The 16,914-nt window shown below is 59.7% G+C and carries 18 protein-coding genes; 9 read left to right on the top strand and 9 right to left on the bottom strand.

Annotated features, from left to right (window positions below):
- Nucleotides 1-45: 45 nt before the first annotated feature.
- Both J2X71_RS17290 and J2X71_RS17285 read right to left on the bottom strand, forming a co-directional pair.
- Nucleotides 46-1,263: an LL-diaminopimelate aminotransferase gene (locus tag J2X71_RS17290; RefSeq protein WP_007825161.1), complete on the bottom strand. Its 1,218-nt coding sequence runs from the start codon at nucleotides 1,261-1,263 to the stop codon at nucleotides 46-48.
- 224 nt (nucleotides 1,264-1,487) lie between these two features.
- The gene (locus J2X71_RS17285) at nucleotides 1,488-1,910 is read right to left on the bottom strand and encodes a hypothetical protein (protein ID WP_113322389.1); all 423 of its coding nucleotides are present in this window, start codon (nucleotides 1,908-1,910) and stop codon (nucleotides 1,488-1,490) included.
- A 148-nt stretch (nucleotides 1,911-2,058) separates the two neighbouring features.
- Between J2X71_RS17285 and phaC the strand changes: the two genes are divergently transcribed.
- Both phaC and J2X71_RS17275 read left to right on the top strand, forming a co-directional pair.
- Nucleotides 2,059-3,891 (top strand): class I poly(R)-hydroxyalkanoic acid synthase, encoded by a 1,833-nt coding sequence (gene phaC, locus J2X71_RS17280; protein WP_310383250.1) that lies wholly within the window; start codon nucleotides 2,059-2,061, stop codon nucleotides 3,889-3,891.
- Between the two features lie 292 nt (nucleotides 3,892-4,183).
- Complete coding sequence (locus J2X71_RS17275; RefSeq protein WP_310383248.1) at nucleotides 4,184-5,527, top strand: DUF2778 domain-containing protein; 1,344 nt, start codon at nucleotides 4,184-4,186, stop codon at nucleotides 5,525-5,527.
- On the opposite strand, the gene J2X71_RS17270 is transcribed toward J2X71_RS17275, so the two are convergent.
- The gene (locus tag J2X71_RS17270) at nucleotides 5,524-6,375 is read right to left on the bottom strand and encodes a LysR substrate-binding domain-containing protein (protein ID WP_310383246.1); all 852 of its coding nucleotides are present in this window, start codon (nucleotides 6,373-6,375) and stop codon (nucleotides 5,524-5,526) included. The two genes, J2X71_RS17275 and J2X71_RS17270, sit on opposite strands and share 4 nt — an antisense overlap.
- Nucleotides 6,376-6,462: 87 nt before the next feature.
- Here J2X71_RS17270 and J2X71_RS17265 point away from each other — a divergent pair, with 87 nt between their 5' ends.
- Complete coding sequence (locus tag J2X71_RS17265) at nucleotides 6,463-7,164, top strand: haloacid dehalogenase type II (protein ID WP_310383244.1); 702 nt, start codon at nucleotides 6,463-6,465, stop codon at nucleotides 7,162-7,164.
- Between the two features lie 22 nt (nucleotides 7,165-7,186).
- The gene (locus J2X71_RS17260) at nucleotides 7,187-7,978 is read left to right on the top strand and encodes an aldolase (RefSeq protein WP_310383242.1); all 792 of its coding nucleotides are present in this window, start codon (nucleotides 7,187-7,189) and stop codon (nucleotides 7,976-7,978) included.
- A 7-nt stretch (nucleotides 7,979-7,985) separates the two neighbouring features.
- Here J2X71_RS17260 and J2X71_RS17255 read toward each other — a convergent pair whose 3' ends face one another.
- Nucleotides 7,986-9,143 carry an aminotransferase class I/II-fold pyridoxal phosphate-dependent enzyme gene (locus J2X71_RS17255; protein WP_310383240.1) on the bottom strand — a complete coding sequence of 386 codons (1,158 nt, stop codon included), beginning with the start codon at nucleotides 9,141-9,143 and terminating at the stop codon, nucleotides 7,986-7,988.
- A gap of 206 nt (nucleotides 9,144-9,349) precedes the next feature.
- On the opposite strand from J2X71_RS17255, the gene J2X71_RS17250 reads away from it, so the two are divergent.
- From J2X71_RS17250 to aat, 5 genes are all read left to right on the top strand, one after another.
- Nucleotides 9,350-10,108: a DsbA family protein gene (locus tag J2X71_RS17250; RefSeq protein WP_310383238.1), complete on the top strand. Its 759-nt coding sequence runs from the start codon at nucleotides 9,350-9,352 to the stop codon at nucleotides 10,106-10,108.
- Nucleotides 10,109-10,352: 244 nt separating this feature from the next.
- Complete coding sequence (gene aroQ / locus J2X71_RS17245) at nucleotides 10,353-10,790, top strand: type II 3-dehydroquinate dehydratase (RefSeq protein ID WP_310383236.1); 438 nt, start codon at nucleotides 10,353-10,355, stop codon at nucleotides 10,788-10,790.
- 21 nt (nucleotides 10,791-10,811) lie between these two features.
- Nucleotides 10,812-11,282: an acetyl-CoA carboxylase biotin carboxyl carrier protein gene (gene accB / locus J2X71_RS17240; RefSeq protein WP_113322399.1), complete on the top strand. Its 471-nt coding sequence runs from the start codon at nucleotides 10,812-10,814 to the stop codon at nucleotides 11,280-11,282.
- A 10-nt stretch (nucleotides 11,283-11,292) separates the two neighbouring features.
- Nucleotides 11,293-12,645, top strand: coding sequence for an acetyl-CoA carboxylase biotin carboxylase subunit (gene accC, locus J2X71_RS17235; protein WP_310383234.1), 1,353 nt, complete (start codon nucleotides 11,293-11,295; stop codon nucleotides 12,643-12,645).
- Nucleotides 12,646-12,652: 7 nt separating this feature from the next.
- Entirely contained in the window at nucleotides 12,653-13,270 is a 618-nt protein-coding gene (gene aat, locus J2X71_RS17230) for a leucyl/phenylalanyl-tRNA--protein transferase (protein ID WP_310383232.1), read from the top strand.
- Between the two features lie 26 nt (nucleotides 13,271-13,296).
- On the opposite strand, the gene J2X71_RS17225 is transcribed toward aat, so the two are convergent.
- The 5 genes from J2X71_RS17225 to gatB form a co-directional block, all read right to left on the bottom strand.
- Nucleotides 13,297-13,737 carry a DUF2155 domain-containing protein gene (locus J2X71_RS17225; RefSeq protein ID WP_037106339.1) on the bottom strand — a complete coding sequence of 147 codons (441 nt, stop codon included), beginning with the start codon at nucleotides 13,735-13,737 and terminating at the stop codon, nucleotides 13,297-13,299.
- A 117-nt stretch (nucleotides 13,738-13,854) separates the two neighbouring features.
- Entirely contained in the window at nucleotides 13,855-14,250 is a 396-nt protein-coding gene (locus J2X71_RS17220) for an NADH:ubiquinone oxidoreductase subunit NDUFA12 (RefSeq protein ID WP_113322402.1), read from the bottom strand.
- A gap of 102 nt (nucleotides 14,251-14,352) precedes the next feature.
- Nucleotides 14,353-14,820 (bottom strand): GNAT family N-acetyltransferase, encoded by a 468-nt coding sequence (locus J2X71_RS17215; protein ID WP_310383229.1) that lies wholly within the window; start codon nucleotides 14,818-14,820, stop codon nucleotides 14,353-14,355.
- 1 nt (nucleotide 14,821) lies between these two features.
- Nucleotides 14,822-15,328, bottom strand: coding sequence for a GNAT family N-acetyltransferase (locus tag J2X71_RS17210; RefSeq protein WP_310383227.1), 507 nt, complete (start codon nucleotides 15,326-15,328; stop codon nucleotides 14,822-14,824).
- A gap of 65 nt (nucleotides 15,329-15,393) precedes the next feature.
- Nucleotides 15,394-16,899: an Asp-tRNA(Asn)/Glu-tRNA(Gln) amidotransferase subunit GatB gene (gene gatB, locus J2X71_RS17205; RefSeq protein WP_310383225.1), complete on the bottom strand. Its 1,506-nt coding sequence runs from the start codon at nucleotides 16,897-16,899 to the stop codon at nucleotides 15,394-15,396.
- Between the last annotated feature and the right edge of the window lie 15 nt (nucleotides 16,900-16,914).

Genomic DNA, 16,914 nt, shown 5'->3' with positions numbered 1-16,914 from the left:
TAGTGAGAGACAGCCGCAAATCTGCGGCTGTCTTCGAGGTTGGAATTAACGGTGGGCGTTGAGCGAGATGACGTTGTGCATCGTCTCGTCCGCCGTCGACATGAACTTCTTGATGTTGCGCGCAGCCTGCCGGATGCGGTGTTCGTTCTCGACAAGCGCCAAACGGACGTAGTCGTCGCCCTGTTCGCCGAAGCCGATGCCCGGGGCAACGGCAACATCGGCCTTCTCGACCAGAAGCTTCGAGAATTCCAGCGAGCCGAGATGACGGAACTTTTCCGGGATCTTCGCCCAGGCGAACATGGTGGCAGCCGGCGGCGGCACTTCGAAGCCGGCCTTGCCGAAGCTTTCGACCATGACGTCGCGGCGGCGCTTGTAGACGTTGCGTACCTCCGCAATGTCGGAGCCGTCGCCATTCAGGGCATGGGTTGCGGCAACCTGGATCGGCGTGAAGGCGCCGTAATCGAGGTAGGACTTGACACGCGTCAGCGCCGCGATCAGCCGCTCATTGCCGACCGCAAAGCCCATACGCCAGCCCGGCATGGAAAAGGTCTTGGACATGGAGGTGAATTCGACCGTCACATCCATTGCTCCCGGAACCTGCAGAACCGACGGTGGCGGCTCGCCATCGAAATAGATTTCCGAATAGGCAAGGTCCGACAGCACGATGATGTCATGCTTCTTGGCGAAGGCGATGACATCTTTGTAGAAGTCGAGCGTCGCCACGAAGGCCGTCGGGTTCGACGGGTAATTCAGGATCAGCGCCAGCGGCTTCGGGATCGAGTGGCGAACGGCGCGTTCCAGCGGCGGGAAGAAGCTCTCGTCCGGCTCGACCGACATGGAGCGGATCACACCGCCGGCCATCAGGAAGCCGAAGGCATGGATCGGATAGGTCGGGTTCGGGCAGAGGATGACGTCACCCGGCGCGGTGATGGCCTGCGCCATGTTGGCGAAGCCTTCCTTGGAGCCGAGGGTGGCGACCACTTGCGTGTCCGGGTTCAGCTTCACGCCGAATCGACGGGCGTAATAGGCAGCCTGCGCGCGGCGCAGACCGGGAATGCCCTTTGAAGACGAATAGCGATGGGTGCGCGGGTCCTGAACGACCTCGCAGAGCTTGTCGACGATCGCCTGAGGGGTCGGAAGATCAGGGTTTCCCATGCCGAGATCGATGATATCGGCCCCGCCCGCTCGCGCGCTCGCTTTCAAACGGTTGACCTGTTCGAAAACGTAAGGCGGCAAACGCCGGACTTTGTGAAACTCTTCCATCTCTTTCCCCATGGAAATGCGGCCAACGTGACCGCTGTCGAAGCTCGTTCCGTCTCCCGGCATCTGCGATACGAGCTTCAGACTCGCAGCGCCGTATTCCTCTTCAACTTAACTGCGCGGCAAATCTTTGACGGAGAAGCCGCGCACGAAGCGCATTATCGGGAAAATTGCGTCTTCCGATCCATCCGGAAGGCTTTGCGTCCAAATCGCCTTAAAGGCAAGGCTTATTTGGTGATTTCGGAGAGCGTCGCGGCCCCGTGGTCGGCGGCAAGCGCGCGCATCTCGGCGACGCGACGCTGGTACTCCGCTTCCGAGATTGCGCCCGACTGCCGCTTGGCGGTCAGGGCCGTCAGCTGGTGCTGAAGCTCGGCCGCCTGTTCGTCGCTCATCTGCACATTGGCGGCCGTCAGCGGCGCACCGAACGACGGATAGCCGTCCGGGCTTTTGGTAAGGCCGCCTTCAACGGGTTCGCCCTTGGAGGCCGGCATCACGACTGCCGTCGGCGCTGCCATGCGCTGGGCAAAAGCCTTCTTCTCCTCAGCGGTCTTGTTGCATCCGGCAAGCGCAATGGCCATGGCCGCGGCCGCCGCGCAGATTGCTGCGGTGCGGGTGAAGGTCGCGATATGCCCAATGCCTGTCGTCGTCATGCCTGATGATCCAATCCTGCCTGCTTCGACTGTTAAATTCGTCGCAGCGACAAAGCAATAGCATGAGAGCAGGCGCGCGGAACTTGTTTTCTTCATCGCCGCAGATGTACAACGAATGAACAGTGGATGCTGCCGCCGGAGGAAGTGCGTGACCGACAGCAAGCGGGAGAATGGTGCAAAGGTGGATTTCGACGCCAAGGATCTCGATCCCTATCTCCTGAAGGATCCCGAGGCCATGGCGATGAACTTCGCCCGTGCGCTCGAAAACCTGGGCACGGCAGCTTCGGCGTGGCTCGGCCCGCGTGAGCGCGGCGAAATCTCCGACACGGTCGTCGAACCCGTCACCGATATGGTGAAGACGCTCTCCAAGGTGACGGAATACTGGATTTCTGATCCGCGCCGAACCTTCGAGGCGCAGACACAGCTGATGAGCTCGTTCTTCGGCATATGGATGAACTCCATGCAGAGGATGCAGGGCAGCCCGCTGGGAGCGGAACCGATCGCACGGGTGGATAAGCGTTTCGCCGACGAAGACTGGCAGAAGAATCCCTTCTTCGAATTTTTAAAGCAGGTCTATTTCGTGACCGCCGACTGGGCCGAAAAGCTGGTTGCCGAGACCGAAGGGCTGGACGAGCACACCAAGCACAAGGCCGGCTTCTATGTGAAGCAGATTACGGCAGCGCTCTCGCCCACCAATTTTGTGGTCACCAATCCGCAGGTCTACCGTGAGACGATCGCAACGAGCGGCGAAAACCTCGTGCGCGGCATGAGGATGCTGACCGAGGATATCATTGCCGGTCGCGGCGAACTGCGCATGCGCCAGACCGACATGACCAAATTCGCCGTCGGCCGCGACATGGCGCTGACACCGGGCAAGGTGATCGCCCAGAACGAAATCTGCCAAATCATCCAATACGAGCCATCGACGGAAACCGTGCTCAAGCGGCCACTGCTGATTTGCCCGCCGTGGATCAACAAATTCTACATCCTCGATCTCAACCCGCAGAAATCCTTCATCAAGTGGTGCGTGGACCAGGGACATACGGTCTTCGTCATCTCCTGGGTCAACCCGGATAGCCGCCATGCGCTGAAGGACTGGACGGCTTACGCAAGGGAAGGCGTCGATTTCGCACTGGAAACGGTCGAGAAGGCAACCGGCGAGAAGGAAGTCAACGCCATCGGCTATTGCGTCGGCGGCACGCTGCTTGCCGCAACCCTTGCCCTGCACGCCAAGGAAAAGAACAAGCGCATCAAGAGTGCAACGCTCTTCACCACCCAGGTCGATTTTACCCATGCCGGCGACCTGAAGGTCTTTGTCGACGAGGAGCAGCTTCAGGCGCTGGAAGCGCATATGCAGGCGCTCGGCTATCTCGACGGCTCGCGCATGTCGACAGCCTTCAACATGCTCAGGGCGAGCGAGCTCATCTGGCCCTATTTCGTCAACAACTACCTGAAGGGCCAGGAGCCCCTGCCCTTCGACCTGCTGTTCTGGAATGCCGATTCGACCCGCATGGCTGCGGCCAATCATGCCTTCTACCTGCGCAACTGCTATCTCAGGAATGCGCTGACCAAGGATGAGATGGTCCTCGACGGCAAGACCTTGTCGCTGAAGGACATCAAGATACCCATCTATAATCTCGCGACCCGCGAGGATCACATCGCGCCGGCAAATTCCGTCTTCCTCGGCAGCCAATTCTTCGGCGGCAAGGTGCAGTTCGTCGTCGCTGGCTCAGGCCATATTGCCGGCGTCGTCAATCCACCGGACAAGCATAAGTATCAGTTCTGGACCGGCGGCCCCGCCAAGGGCGACTATGATGCATGGCTTGCCAAGGCAAAGGAGACGAGGGGTTCCTGGTGGCCGCACTGGCATGCGTGGATCGAGGCGCAAACCGGCGAGCGTGTGGCTGCCCGCAAGGCGGGTGGAGCAGCACTCAATGCGATCGAGGAAGCTCCCGGCAGCTATGTGATGGCGCGCAGCTGAAAACAGAAAAATTTCCCGCCGCCTGCCCGCCCTCACCGAGCGGCGACATACCGATCGCGGCAAGCCTTTGAAAAATAGCTTTTTCTAAAATAATACGTCTCTTTTCGCGACAATCGAAGCAGAACTCCACGTCCGTAAACCAATTGGAAACCATAGTTCGTCATCCTTAAGAAACGGTCGCTTGTCGCGAATGGGCCAAAATTCGGCCTTTTTGGGCAGTTAGCGGCTCCGACAAAGATCAGTAAGTCAGTGCTGCCGGCCTGTGTAGCGCGTTTTGGAAGACGAGTAGAGTATGGCGTTTGCGGTAGGGACGTTCAATAACGTCGCCCCTTTTGGCGGATCCGCTGTTCGTTCGGGCAGATCCCGTGGTTTACTCACCGGCATCGCAATAGCCGGACTTTTGACCTCCACGTGGCTTATCGGCACGGTTGCAACAATGCAATCCGTATCGATGCCCTTCTCCTCACCGAAGGAGATCGCTTCGGTCACAGCAGCACCAAGGCCAACGCCTGTTGCCGTCACGCATGAGCGGCTTATCCATGTCAACAAGGCTTCGCGGCTTGCAGCATTCGATGCCAAGCCGGTCATGCCGTTGACGGCTCAGATTATCCAGTCTCACGCGGAGAAGACCTCGGCGGCATCGAGCGCAAAGCTCGCGTTCGCCAAGACCAATCGCCTCCCCGTTGCCGTCGCGGAACTTCAGCCGGTGGCCGTCTCCGACAATCCGCGCTTCAACAAGGAAGACACCGTCAAGGCGGTGGCAGCGGTCGTTCAAACCGCCGCCGCCACGCCTGCCGAGGATGACGCCGACCGGATCATCATCCCGTCGAAGGACGCAGTCGCTGCAGCCGAAATGCCGGCTATGCTCGCTCTAGCCGACGCTGGCCCACGCGTCATGCCCGCTCCCGTCGAACTGCCGCCGGCGATCCCCGCTGCTCTCGCCGCCAACAAGCCGGCCGAGATGGAGGTTGCCGAAGCAGACGATGGTGCGCGGCCTTTCGATCTGGTTCTCACCCCAGATGAGGATTCCGTACCGCTGCCGATGGCGCGGCCCGATGGCCTCGTCGGCAAGCCGGCGCCTGTCTCCAAGGGTTCGCAGCGTACTGCCGAGCCTGTGCTTGCCTATGCCAAGCCGAACTCGCCGATCGAAGATGACGAAGACGATGCGGTGCCGCGCTATGACAAGCCGGTCTTTACGCCGCGCTTGCGCGCTGGTGTGGCGATCTACGACATTGAAAACGCTACCGTCTACCTGCCGAACGGCGAGCGGCTGGAGGCCCATTCCGGTCTCGGCAAGATGCGCGACAACCCGCGTTATATTGATCAGAAAATGCGCGGACCGACGCCGCCGCACACCTATAACCTAACGATGCGCGAAGCCCTGTTCCATGGCGTGGCGGCCATTCGCCTGACGCCGGTGCAGGGTTCGGACGCCATTTTCAACCGTGTCGGTCTGTTGGCGCATACTTATATGCTCGGCAGGAACGGCGATTCCAACGGCTGCGTTTCCTTTAGGGATTACAAGCGCTTCCTGGCTGCCTACAAGCGTGGAGACATCCGGCAGCTCGTCGTCGTGCCGCGGATGAACAACAAGCCGGCCTCGACACTCGCCTCGCTCTTCTCCTCGCGCACCTAAAGATTGGCCGCGAGGAAATCGGCGAGCGACCGGCTCTCCGCCGTGAGGCGCATCTTTCCCCTGACGAGTGCGAGTTCGGATGCCGGCTGCAGATCGAACCCGTCTGCTGCTCCAAGCTGGCGATGTTCAGGCAGGACGGCATCCGACGGCAGCAGGCTGATGCCGAGGCCTGAGGCGACCGCCGCCTGAACGCCCATCAAACCCTGGCTCGTATAGGCGATGCGCCAGCGCCATCCGCTGCGCTCGATGAAGCGGATCGCCCGTTCACGGTAGATGCAGCCGACAGGAAAAACAGCAAGCGGGACCGGCTCATTCCTCACCGACCGGCGCGTGCTCTCGACCCAGATCAGTTCCTCCTTCCAACTCGCCAGACAGGCACCATCACCGGGTTCCCGCTTGATCAGTGCCAGATCGATTTCACCCGTATCGAGAAGGCGGCGAAGCTCGACGCTCCAGCCGCTGACGGTGTCGAGCCTAATATGCGGTGAGGCAGCGGAAAAACCGGAGAGAAGATCGATGAGCCTGCGACCGGCAAAATCCTCGGGAACGCCGAGCCTGACGGTCTTGGGCGCAGCGGGCTTGCGCATGACGTCCATTGCCTCTTCTGCCGTCGCCAACAGACGTCGGGCATAACTCAAGAGAATTTCGCCCTCCTCCGTCGTCTGGATACCACCCGTCGATTTGTCGCGCAGAAGCAGGGTGTGGCCGATATTGGCCTCGAGCTTCTTGATCTGCTGGCTGACGGTGGACTGGGTCAGGTGAACACGCTCAGCCGCCCGCGTGAAGCCGCCGGCATCGACGACCGCTGCGAAGGTCCGGAGAAGATCAAGGTCAAAGGCGAAGCTCATTCGATTTTCCACTGTCTATAATTATAATATTTAATTTCTCAATGACTCCGTTCTTTGTCAACATGAGGCAAATCATGGAGATGAGAGATGACCCTTCCCGGAAACCGACCAACCTGGCTGACCTTCGATTGCTATGGCACCTTCATCCAATGGGATGAAGGCCTGCTTGCTGCCATGGACGCGATCCTGTCAGCCAAAGGTCGCGATATCGACCAGGCCGCCTTCATTGCTGCCTATGACCGCTACGAGCATGAACTGGAACAACAAAAGCCGCACCGATCCTTCAGCCAAGTCACGGCTCGCGCATTGGAACTGGCCATGAAGGAGTTCGGCTTGCCCTTCAACACCGCCGATGCCGATCTGTTGACATGCTCTATCGGCCGGATGCCGCCATTCCCGGAAGTGGTAGAAACGCTCGGCAAGCTGAAAGCCGCCGGTTTCCGGCTTGCCATTATTTCCAATACGGACGACGCGATCATTGCCGGCAATGTCGCGCAGCTCGGCGGTTTCGTCGACCGGGTGATCACCGCGGAGCAGGCGGAAGCCTATAAGCCCTCGCCGCAAATCTTCCGGCACGCCTGGAAAACGCTCGGCATCGGCATGGATGATCTCGTACATATCTGCGCCAGCCCGCATCTTGACCTTGCCGCCGCGCGAGAACTCGGTTTTCGTGCGATCTGGGTTGATCGTGGCACGGGACGGAAACCGCTCAGCGACTACCGCCCCAACGAAATCGTGCCGACGCTCGACAAGGTACCCGGTCTTTTTGCCGCAAACGGCTGGATGTAATTGACACGATAGGAGACAAGACATGGCCCATGAACTGAACCTGGCGAAGGCACAGCCGGCGATATTGCGCAATCTGCCGCTCGATGCCGACGAGATCTGGCAGGCGCGTGTCGATCTCGCAGCGTGCCTTCGAATGGCGGCGCGGCTCGGGCTCGAGGAAGGCATCTGCAACCATTTCTCGGCAGTCGTGCCCGGCCATCCCGATCTCTTTCTCGTCAACAGGCTCGGCTGGGCCTTTCAGGAGGCAACGGCTTCATCGCTGCTGATCTGCGATTTTGAAGGCAACGTCATTGACGGCGACGGCGTGCCTGAAGCAACCGCCTTCTTCATCCATGCCCGCCTGCACAAGATGTCGCCGCGCGTCGGTGCGGCCTTCCACACGCATATGCCGAATGCGACAGCGCTCAGCATGGTCGAGGGCGATCCCTTCATCTGGGCTGGACAGACGTCACTGAAGTTCTATGGCCGCGTCGCCGTCGACGAGAACTATAATGGACTGGCGCTCGATGAACGTGAGGGCGACAGGATCGCCGCCGTGCTCGGCGACAAGGACATCCTGTTCATGAAGAACCATGGCGTCATGGTCTGCGCGCCAAACATCGCCGAAGCCTGGGACGATCTCTACTATCTGGAGCGCGCCGCAGAGGTTCAACTCAAGGCGATGAGCACCGGACGCCGGCTGGTGCCGGTATCAGAAGAGATTGCTGAACAGGCGGCAAAGCAGATGCGTGAAGGCGATCCGGAAAGTGCCCGCCTGCATCTTGAAAGCGTCAGGCGCGTTCTCGACCGGCAGGCGCCCGAATATCGGACCTAGGCCTCGCCTATTTCAGCCATACGCCGATGCGCTCTACCGCTTCGGCGATCTCGGCTTCTGAACCGGCATAGGACATGCGGAGCGTACGCGGTCCTTCCACCGGATCGAAATCGAGGCCGGGTGTCGCGGCGACATTGATTTCCGCCAGCATGCGGCGCGCGAAATCCATGCTGTCATTGGTGAAGCGCGATACGTCGACATAGGCGTAGAAGGCGCCATCCATGGGCGACGCCGGTGCAAGGCCGATCTTCGGCAGCCGATCGAGCAGCAGTTCGCGATTTGCGGCATAACTTGCCTTGACGCGATCCAGCTCCTCGCTGGCGCCGAGCGCTGCTGTGGCTGCGATCTGCGAAAGCTCCGGAGGCGAAATATAGAGGCTCTGGGCGACGCGCTCGATCGGGCGCACCAGCCGCTCAGGCAGCACCATCCAGCCGATGCGCCAGCCGGTCATGCAATAATATTTGGAGAAGGAGTTGATGACGATCGCCTCGTCCGTCAGCTCCAGCGCGCTCGTCTCTTCGCCTGCGAAGGTGAGGCCGTGATAAATCTCGTCGGAGATGAAGGCGATGTCATTGGCATCGCAATAGGCGGCAAGCGCCTTCAGGCCTTCGCGGCCGGTCACCGTGCCGGTCGGATTTGCAGGGCTTGCAAGCAGCACGCCCTTCAGCTTCACGCCCTTTTCCTTCTGGATCGCTTCGAGGCTTTCGGGCGTCAGCGTGAAATGCGTTTCTGATGTGACGGGCACTTCGACCACATTGAGGCCGAGGGCACCGAGGATGTTGCGATAGGCAGGATAGCCCGGCCGGGCAATGGCAACCGCATCGCCGGCATCAAAAAGCGACAGGAAGGCGAGATTGAAGGCCGCCGACGAGCCGGTTGTGATGGCAATGCGGACGGGATCGATCTCAAGGCCGTGGCGATCGCGATAGTGCCAGGCGAGCGCATGTTTCAGCAGCGTTGTGCCGAGCGCATCCGTATAGCCGATCCGCCCCTCGGCAAGCGCTGTGCGGGCGGCCTCAAGGGCTGCCTGGGGTGCGGGATGCGAGGGCTGGCCGACAGCCATGGAAATGACGGGGTGACCGCCTGCCCGTCTCTTCGTCGCTTCGGCCAAAACATCCATGGCGTGGAATGGTTCGACTTGGCTGCGTTTCGATATGGAAAACACGATCACTTCCTGCCTGGCTTCAGATAAAGGCCAGACAATTGCCGCAATAATCGGCTCATCACAATCCCGCGAGGGCTTGGATCGGAGGAAAATTCCTGTTTGATGGCGGCCCGACGCGCCGTAATTTGATGCGGACGCATCCAAGCCCATTAACCCGGCGATGGTATTTTTCGTTCGAAAACCCATCAGCCGACGACGAGGATACCATGGCCTTCTTCTCCAAAACGCTCACCGCGCTGGCGCTTGCAGCCTCCATCGCCCTTCCGGCTCAGGCATTTGCATTCGACGACCAGCAGAAGAGGGAACTGGGTGAATTCATCAAGCAGTATCTGATCGAAAATCCGGAGATCATGCTCGAGGTGCAGGATGCGCTGCAGAAAAAGCAGCAGATGGCCCAGCAGGTGAAGGCGACCATGGCCATCGAGAACAATACCGACGGCATCTTCGATTCCAAGAATGACGTGACACTCGGCAACCCGAAGGGCGATGTCACCGTCGTCGAGTTCTTCGACTATAACTGCACCTATTGCCGTCACGCCCTGCCCGACATGCAGGCGCTCCTGAAGAAGGACAAGAATGTCCGCTTCGTGCTGAAGGAGTTCCCGATTCTCGGACCGGATTCGGTCGCGGCACATCGCGTGGCAGATGCCTTCCGCCGGCTTGCGCCTGAAAAGTACAGCGATTTCCACGTCGCGCTACTCGGCAGCGACGGCCGCGCCTCCGAGGATACCGCAATCCAGGTCGCCTCCTCTCTCGGCGTCAGCGAAGACAAGATTCGCGCGGAGATGAAAAAGAGCCCGAACGATGACATCGTGCAGGCGACCTATCAGCTCGCCGCCAATCTCGGCATCAGCGGTACACCGTCCTATGTGATCGGCAACGAAATGGTGCCCGGCGCCGTCGGCATCGACGATCTTGAAGCCAAGGTGAAGAACATGCGGGCCTGCGGCAAGACGAGCTGCTGAACCCGCGCTCATCAAATCGCCTAAATCGAAGCGTTTCAGCCATGTGGACAAACATGGCGCGACGTCCCTTGCCGATTCTGTAAGGGCTTTCAATAAGCCCGCGTGGAGTCTATAGGTGGCGCTCGCGCATTCCCGTGCCTTTGCTGCCGATAGGCTGGCACAGGACGCGATGAATACAGTGAACCGCGTAGCGGTCGCTTGATCCCGAGAGGATCAAGAGCCGGTGCGCCAAACGGAACATTCGATGACGCAAACGATTTTTGTCCTGAACGGGCCCAACCTGAATATGCTGGGCAAGCGAGAACCTGGCATCTATGGCGGCAAGACGCTCAAGGACATAGAGGCGGACTGCAAGGCTGTGGGCCGCGAACTCGGCTTCGACATCGATTTCCGCCAAAGCAATCACGAAGGCACGCTGGTGGACTGGTTCCACGAAGCGGATGAAAAGGCCATCGGCGTTGCCATCAATGCAGGCGCCTATACGCATACGTCGGTCGCGCTGCATGATGCGATCCGTGCCATTTCCATTCCCGTCATCGAGCTCCACATATCCAACGTGCACGCGCGGGAAGAATTCCGCCACAAGTCGATGATCGCACCCGCATGCAAGGGCGTGATCTGCGGCTTCGGGCCTCATAGCTACATCCTGGCGCTGCACGCGCTGAAGAACATCACGGCATAAGAAGAAGACAGGGCAACACTCATGGCTGAAAAGAAATCCGGTATCGATCAGGCACTGATCCGCGATCTCGCCAACATCCTCAAGGACACGGATCTGACCGAGATCGAAGTCGAACAGGAAGATCTGCGTATCCGCGTTTCGCGCGCAGGCACGCCCCAGTACATCCAGGCACCGATCGCAGGTCCTGCTTATGCGGCGCCTGCAGCGATCGCAGCAGCCCCGGCCGCCGCCGCTCCGGTAGCAGCCGGCCGTAACCCGGCCAATACGGTGAACGCACCAATGGTCGGCACGGTCTATATGGCTCCGGCACCGGGCGCGCGCGCGTTCATCGAAGTTGGCGCCACCGTCAAGGAAGGCCAGACGCTCCTCATCATCGAAGCGATGAAGACGATGAACCAGATCCCCTCACCGAAATCCGGCAAGGTCACGGAAATCCTTGTCGAAGACGGTTCGCCCGTCGAATACGGCCAGCTGCTCGTCGTCGTCGAATAAGGCTTTGCCAATGATTTCGAAGATCCTCATAGCCAATCGTGGCGAGATCGCCCTTCGCGTGCTGCGCGCCTGCAAGGAGCTCGGCATTGCAAGTGTTGCCGTGCATTCGACGGCCGATGCCGACGCCATGCATGTGCGCCTTGCCGATGAGAGTGTGTGCATCGGCCCGCCGCCGTCGCGCGAAAGCTATCTCAATATTCATCAGATCGTCGCAGCCTGCGAAATCACCGGCGCTGACGCCGTGCATCCGGGTTATGGCTTCCTGTCGGAAAATGCCAAGTTCGCCGATATTCTCGAAGCGCACGGCATTACCTTTATCGGCCCGACGGCGGAACATATCCGCATCATGGGCGACAAGATCACCGCCAAGACCACGGCCCAGGAACTCGGCATCCCGGTCGTTCCCGGCTCCGATGGCGAAGTGAAGACCGAAGAGGATGCACTGAAGACGGCAGCCGAAATCGGCTATCCGGTACTGATCAAGGCAACGGCCGGCGGCGGCGGACGCGGCATGAAGGTTGCCAAGACCGAGGCCGACCTGATCGAGGCATGGTCGACGGCCCGCACCGAAGCGGCCGCTGCCTTCGGCAATGACGCCGTCTACATGGAAAAGTATCTCGAAAAGCCGCGCCACATCGAAATCCAGGTGTTCGGCGACGGCGAAGGCAATGCGGTCCATCTCGGCGAACGCGACTGCTCGCTGCAGCGCCGTCACCAGAAGGTCTGGGAAGAAGCCAACTCGCCTGCCCTCAATGTCGAGCAGCGCATGAAGATTGGCCAGATCTGCGCAGACGCCATGATGAAGCTGAAATATCGCGGCGCCGGCACGATCGAATTCCTCTACGAAAACGGCGAGTTCTATTTCATCGAAATGAACACCCGTCTGCAGGTGGAACATCCGGTCACCGAGGCCATCACCGGCATCGACCTCGTGCATGAACAGATCCGCGTTGCCTCCGGCGGCGGGCTCTCGGTCACGCAGGATGAAGTACACTTCCACGGCCACGCCATCGAATGCCGCATCAATGCCGAGGACGCACGCACCTTCGTGCCCTCGCCCGGCACGATTACGCATTTCCATGCACCGGGTGGACTTGGTGTGCGCATCGATTCCGGCGCCTATCAGGGCTACAAGATCCCGCCCTATTACGACAGCCTCATCGGCAAGCTGATCGTGCATGGCCGGACACGCGTCGAATGCATGATGCGCCTGCGCCGTGCGCTCGATGAATTTGTCGTTGACGGAATCAAGACGACGCTGCCACTGTTCCAGGATCTCGTTTCTAACCAGGATATCGCCAATGGCGATTATGATATCCATTGGCTGGAAAAGTATCTCGCCAACAGCAAGCCGGCAGCGTAGGACAGGAATGGCAGGAGCGCGCAGGAAGTCACCAGGTATTACCCCGGAAATCCTCCTGCGCGCCTATTCGATCGGCCTCTTTCCCATGGCCGAATCCGCCGACGACCCGGAAATTTTCTGGGTCGAACCCGATGTCCGCGGTGTCCTTCCGCTGGGCGATCGTTTTCACGTTTCCAAAAGCCTTCGAAAGACGATCAAGCAGAGGCCCTTCGACATCCGCTTCAACAGCGATTTCGATGCCGTGATCACCGCTTGCGCGCAGGAAACATCCGACCGCCCAAGTACCTGGATCAACGAGACCATCAGGACACTCTATTCCGCCCTGCACCGCATGGGCCACGCCCATTCCGTCGAAGCCTGGGATGGTGATGAATTGGTCGGCGGGCTCTACGGCGTGTCGCTTGGCTCCGCCTTCTTCGGGGAAAGCATGTTCTCGCGGCGCACCGATGCTTCGAAAATCTGTCTCGTGCATCTAGTCGAGCATTTGCGCCAGAAACATTTCACCCTGCTCGACACGCAATTCACGACTGAGCATCTGAAGACATTCGGTGCCATTGACGTGCCTAAAGCGGACTATGCGCTACTGCTCGCCGCCGCAATGGAATCGCCGCATCTCGCGTTCTAGGGAACGATTATTCCGTCAGAAAAAGCTTATTTCGCGCCGGCGCTGTCCGGAGGCGGGACGTCGGAGTTCTGCTTGCAGTCTTTTAACCAGACGTCATAGATCGGATGCTCGACGGCGTTGAGGCCGGGGCTGTCGGCAAACATCCAGCCGGTGAAGATGCGGCGGATCTTGCGGTCGAGCGTGATCTCGTCGACTTCGACGAAACCATCGATCTTCTGGGCTTCCGACTGATCGCGCGAATAACAGGCCTTCGGCGTCACCTGCAGGGCGCCGAACTGGACCGTTTCGTTGACATAGACGTCGAAAGTGGTGATACGGCCGGTGATCTTGTCGAGGCCGGAGAAGACGGCGACCGGATTGTCGATGCGGGCAGCCTGTGCCTGATTGGAAAGAAGCCCGGCGGAAAGCGCCAATAGCGATACAGCTCCCGCAGCCGGCAGGACCGTGTTTCGCAGGGAAAGCTTCATATCTACCCGTCTCCAGCACATATCAGGTTCATGGCCGCAGCGATTGCGGCCAACCTGCGGGTAAAGGTCAATTGTGGCCAAAGCGCGGGGCAGAACCCGCCATCAGATGCTTGACGCTCAGTTGCCCGGCGTCCAGGCGTCGTAGTCACCGGTCACGCGCGGACGTTCGCCGGCAACCGAGAGCGAGCCCGGCGGACGGTAAGCCTGCGGCGAACCGGTCGGGTTGGCGCGGTGCGGCTTCTGCCATTCCTTAGCGACGTAGGTTTCCTTGGACGGAGGAACATCGGTGCGGTGATGCATCCAGCCGTGCCAGCCCGGAGGAATGGCGGAAGCTTCGGCGTAACCCTTGTAAATCACCCAGCGCTTCGGCAGGCCGTAGGAGGAAAGACCGCCTTCGTAATAGACATTGCCCAACTCGTCTTCACCAACGCGCTTGAAGCCGCGAAGGGCGAAGAGCGTGCCGAAAGTGTAATTGTTCCACCAGGTGAAGGTGTGCAACAGGAACTTGATCATGTCTTTTCCTCGTGGCCGCAGGACGCGGACGAAAGCAGATAGGCTTTTTCGCTTATGCCGCCGCCAAGCCGAATTGTCCAGTGATTCCCGCCGAAACTACGGTCATTTCAGAGCCATCTTGAAACCGAGATGCGATGGCTTGAAGCCCAGTCTTTCGTAGAAACGATGGGCATCCTTGCGTACCGCATTCGATGTCAGTTGGACGAGCCGTACGCCGCGACCTTTCGCCTCGGCAATGGCAAATTCGATCATCCGCGCACCGATGCCCTGCCCGCGCATATCGGAGCGCGTCTGCACCGCCTCAATGATCATGGCGGATGAGCCGCGTGCATTGAGCGAGGTGGTGATCATCGTCTGAAAGGTGCCGACGACGTCAGCGTCCCGTTCGGCAACATACAGCGTCTGGTTGGGAGACGCAGCGATCCCCGCAAAGGCGCGGGCGTACTCCGGATAGGCCTCCGGATCACTCGTATCCCCATGGCCGCCGAGCTGATCGGCAGCAAACATGGCAATCAAAGCCGGCAGATCGGCTTCACGTGCTTCGCGGATGATAATGTCGCCGGATGCCATATCAGTGGAGCTCGAGCGCTTTCTCGAAAACCAGCGTCGGAACGCCGGACTGGCCGGGGCCACTGTTCTCATTGCGTCCGGCTTCGACGAAACCGAGCCGGGTGTAGAAATGGATGGCTTCGTGGTTCTGAACCTCGACTTCCAGCCGCATGATTTCCGCATCCGGAAAACAGGTCTCAAGCTCCGCGAAGATATCGCGGCCGATGCCCTGGCGCTGCAGATCCGGCTTTACATAGAGGAGATGCAGCATGACAGTCTTCGTCATCTCGGATGACATGGCCGCATAGCCCATGCCGCCAATATTCCGACCGTCATCGGCAACGAGGAATTCGGCATTCTTCTTCGTCAGCCGCGCCTTCAGCGCAGCCGGCGAAAAGAGATGAGCGATCAGTTCTTTGACCTTCGCAACGCCATGGCTTGCATCATAGGCCGCATGGAAACTCTCGACCAGCAGGGCGCGGACATTCTCCAGATCGCGCTCGCCAGCCGTTCGGACGAAATAAACCAAGACCTTCTCCTCACGGTATCGGTCTTCCGAACACCGCTCCACGCTGTTTGGCCGAGGCCGTTGGCTTATTCTTCCTCGATGCTGAGCTTGGCCTTGACGAGGGCCTGAACAGCCTGCGGATTGGCTTTGCCGCCGGTCGCCTTCATGACCTGACCGACAAACCAGCCGGCAAGCGTCGGCTTTGCCTTGACCTTGGCGACCTGGTCCGGATTGGCGACGATGATCTCATCGACAGCCTTCTCGATCGCGCCGGTATCCGTCACCTGCTTCAGGCCGCGGGTTTCGACGATCTCGGCGGGATCGCCGCCTTCGTTGAGGATGATTTCGAAAACATCCTTGGCGATCTTGCCGGAGATGGTCTCGGCCTTGATGAGGTCGATGATGGCGCCGAGCTGGGTCGGAGAAACCGGCGTTTCCTCGATATCCTTGCCGGTGCGGTTGAGCGCGCCGAGCAGATCGTTGATGACCCAATTGGCGGCGGCCTTGCCGTCACGACCTTCGGCAACGGCTTCGAAATAATCGGCGATCGCCTTTTCCGAGACGAGCACGGAGGCATCGTAGATAGAGAGACCGAGCTCGCGGACGAAACGCTCTTTCTTGTCGTCGGGCAGTTCCGGCAGATACCGAGCAAGATCACTGACAAAGGCGTCGTCGAATTCGAGCGGCAGCAGATCCGGATCGGGGAAATAGCGATAGTCATGCGCATCTTCCTTGGTGCGCATGGACCGCGTCTCGCCCTTGTTCGGGTCGAAGAGACGGGTTTCCTGATCGATGGTGCCGCCATCCTCCAGGATACCGATCTGGCGGCGGGCTTCGTATTCGATCGCCTGGCCGATGAAGCGGATGGAGTTGACGTTCTTGATTTCGCAACGCGTGCCGAAGGGTTCGCCCGGTCGGCGCACGGAGACGTTGACGTCGGCGCGCATGGAGCCTTCGTCCATGTTGCCGTCGCAGGTGCCGAGGTAGCGCACAATGGAACGCAGCTTCGTCATATAGGCCTTGGCCTCGTCAGAGGTGCGCATATCCGGCTTGGAGACGATTTCCATCAGCGCAACGCCGGAACGATTCAGATCCACGTAGGACATGGTCGGATGCTGGTCGTGCATCGACTTGCCGGCATCCTGTTCCAGGTGCAAGCGCTCGATGCCGATCTCGATGTCCTCGAACTGGCCCTGACGGTCCGGGCCGAGGGAGATGACGATCTTGCCTTCGCCGACGATCGGGTCCTTGTACTGCGAGATCTGATAGCCCTGCGGCAGGTCCGGATAGAAATAGTTCTTGCGGTCGAAGACCGAACGCTTGTTGATCTCGGCCTTCAGGCCGAGACCGGTGCGCACCGCCTGCTTGACGCATTCCTCGTTGATGACGGGCAGCATGCCGGGCATGGCCGCATCGACGAGCGAGACGTTCGAATTCTGCGGCTTGCCGAATTCCGTCGAAGCGCCGGAGAAAAGCTTGGAATTGGAAAGCACCTGGGCATGGACTTCCAAGCCGATGATGACTTCCCAATCGCCGGTGGCGCCGGGGATATAACGTTTCGGATCAGGCGTGCGAACGTCGACAATGGTCATGAGATGCTCTTCGAA

It is taken from the genome of Rhizobium sp. 1399 (assembly GCF_031455475.1).
Taxonomy (GTDB): domain Bacteria; phylum Pseudomonadota; class Alphaproteobacteria; order Rhizobiales; family Rhizobiaceae; genus Rhizobium.
Note: the sequence above shows the minus strand (reverse complement) of the source record. Positions and strands in the feature narration are given on the sequence as shown.

Coding starts and splice junctions, on each gene's coding strand:
- J2X71_RS17220 (WP_113322402.1), bottom strand. CDS start 14,250: ATGATCAAGTTCCTGTTGCACACCTTCACCTGGTGGAACAATTACACT.
- J2X71_RS17290 (WP_007825161.1), bottom strand. CDS start 1,263: ATGGAAGAGTTTCACAAAGTCCGGCGTTTGCCGCCTTACGTTTTCGAA.
- J2X71_RS17265 (WP_310383244.1), top strand. CDS start 6,463: ATGACCCTTCCCGGAAACCGACCAACCTGGCTGACCTTCGATTGCTAT.
- accB (WP_113322399.1), top strand. CDS start 10,812: ATGGCTGAAAAGAAATCCGGTATCGATCAGGCACTGATCCGCGATCTC.
- gatB (WP_310383225.1), bottom strand. CDS start 16,899: ATGACCATTGTCGACGTTCGCACGCCTGATCCGAAACGTTATATCCCC.
- aroQ (WP_310383236.1), top strand. CDS start 10,353: ATGACGCAAACGATTTTTGTCCTGAACGGGCCCAACCTGAATATGCTG.
- J2X71_RS17275 (WP_310383248.1), top strand. CDS start 4,184: ATGGCGTTTGCGGTAGGGACGTTCAATAACGTCGCCCCTTTTGGCGGA.
- J2X71_RS17250 (WP_310383238.1), top strand. CDS start 9,350: ATGGCCTTCTTCTCCAAAACGCTCACCGCGCTGGCGCTTGCAGCCTCC.
- J2X71_RS17225 (WP_037106339.1), bottom strand. CDS start 13,737: ATGAAGCTTTCCCTGCGAAACACGGTCCTGCCGGCTGCGGGAGCTGTA.
- J2X71_RS17260 (WP_310383242.1), top strand. CDS start 7,187: ATGGCCCATGAACTGAACCTGGCGAAGGCACAGCCGGCGATATTGCGC.
- J2X71_RS17270 (WP_310383246.1), bottom strand. CDS start 6,375: ATGAGCTTCGCCTTTGACCTTGATCTTCTCCGGACCTTCGCAGCGGTC.
- J2X71_RS17215 (WP_310383229.1), bottom strand. CDS start 14,820: ATGGCATCCGGCGACATTATCATCCGCGAAGCACGTGAAGCCGATCTG.
- accC (WP_310383234.1), top strand. CDS start 11,293: ATGATTTCGAAGATCCTCATAGCCAATCGTGGCGAGATCGCCCTTCGC.
- J2X71_RS17285 (WP_113322389.1), bottom strand. CDS start 1,910: ATGACGACGACAGGCATTGGGCATATCGCGACCTTCACCCGCACCGCA.
- aat (WP_310383232.1), top strand. CDS start 12,653: ATGGCAGGAGCGCGCAGGAAGTCACCAGGTATTACCCCGGAAATCCTC.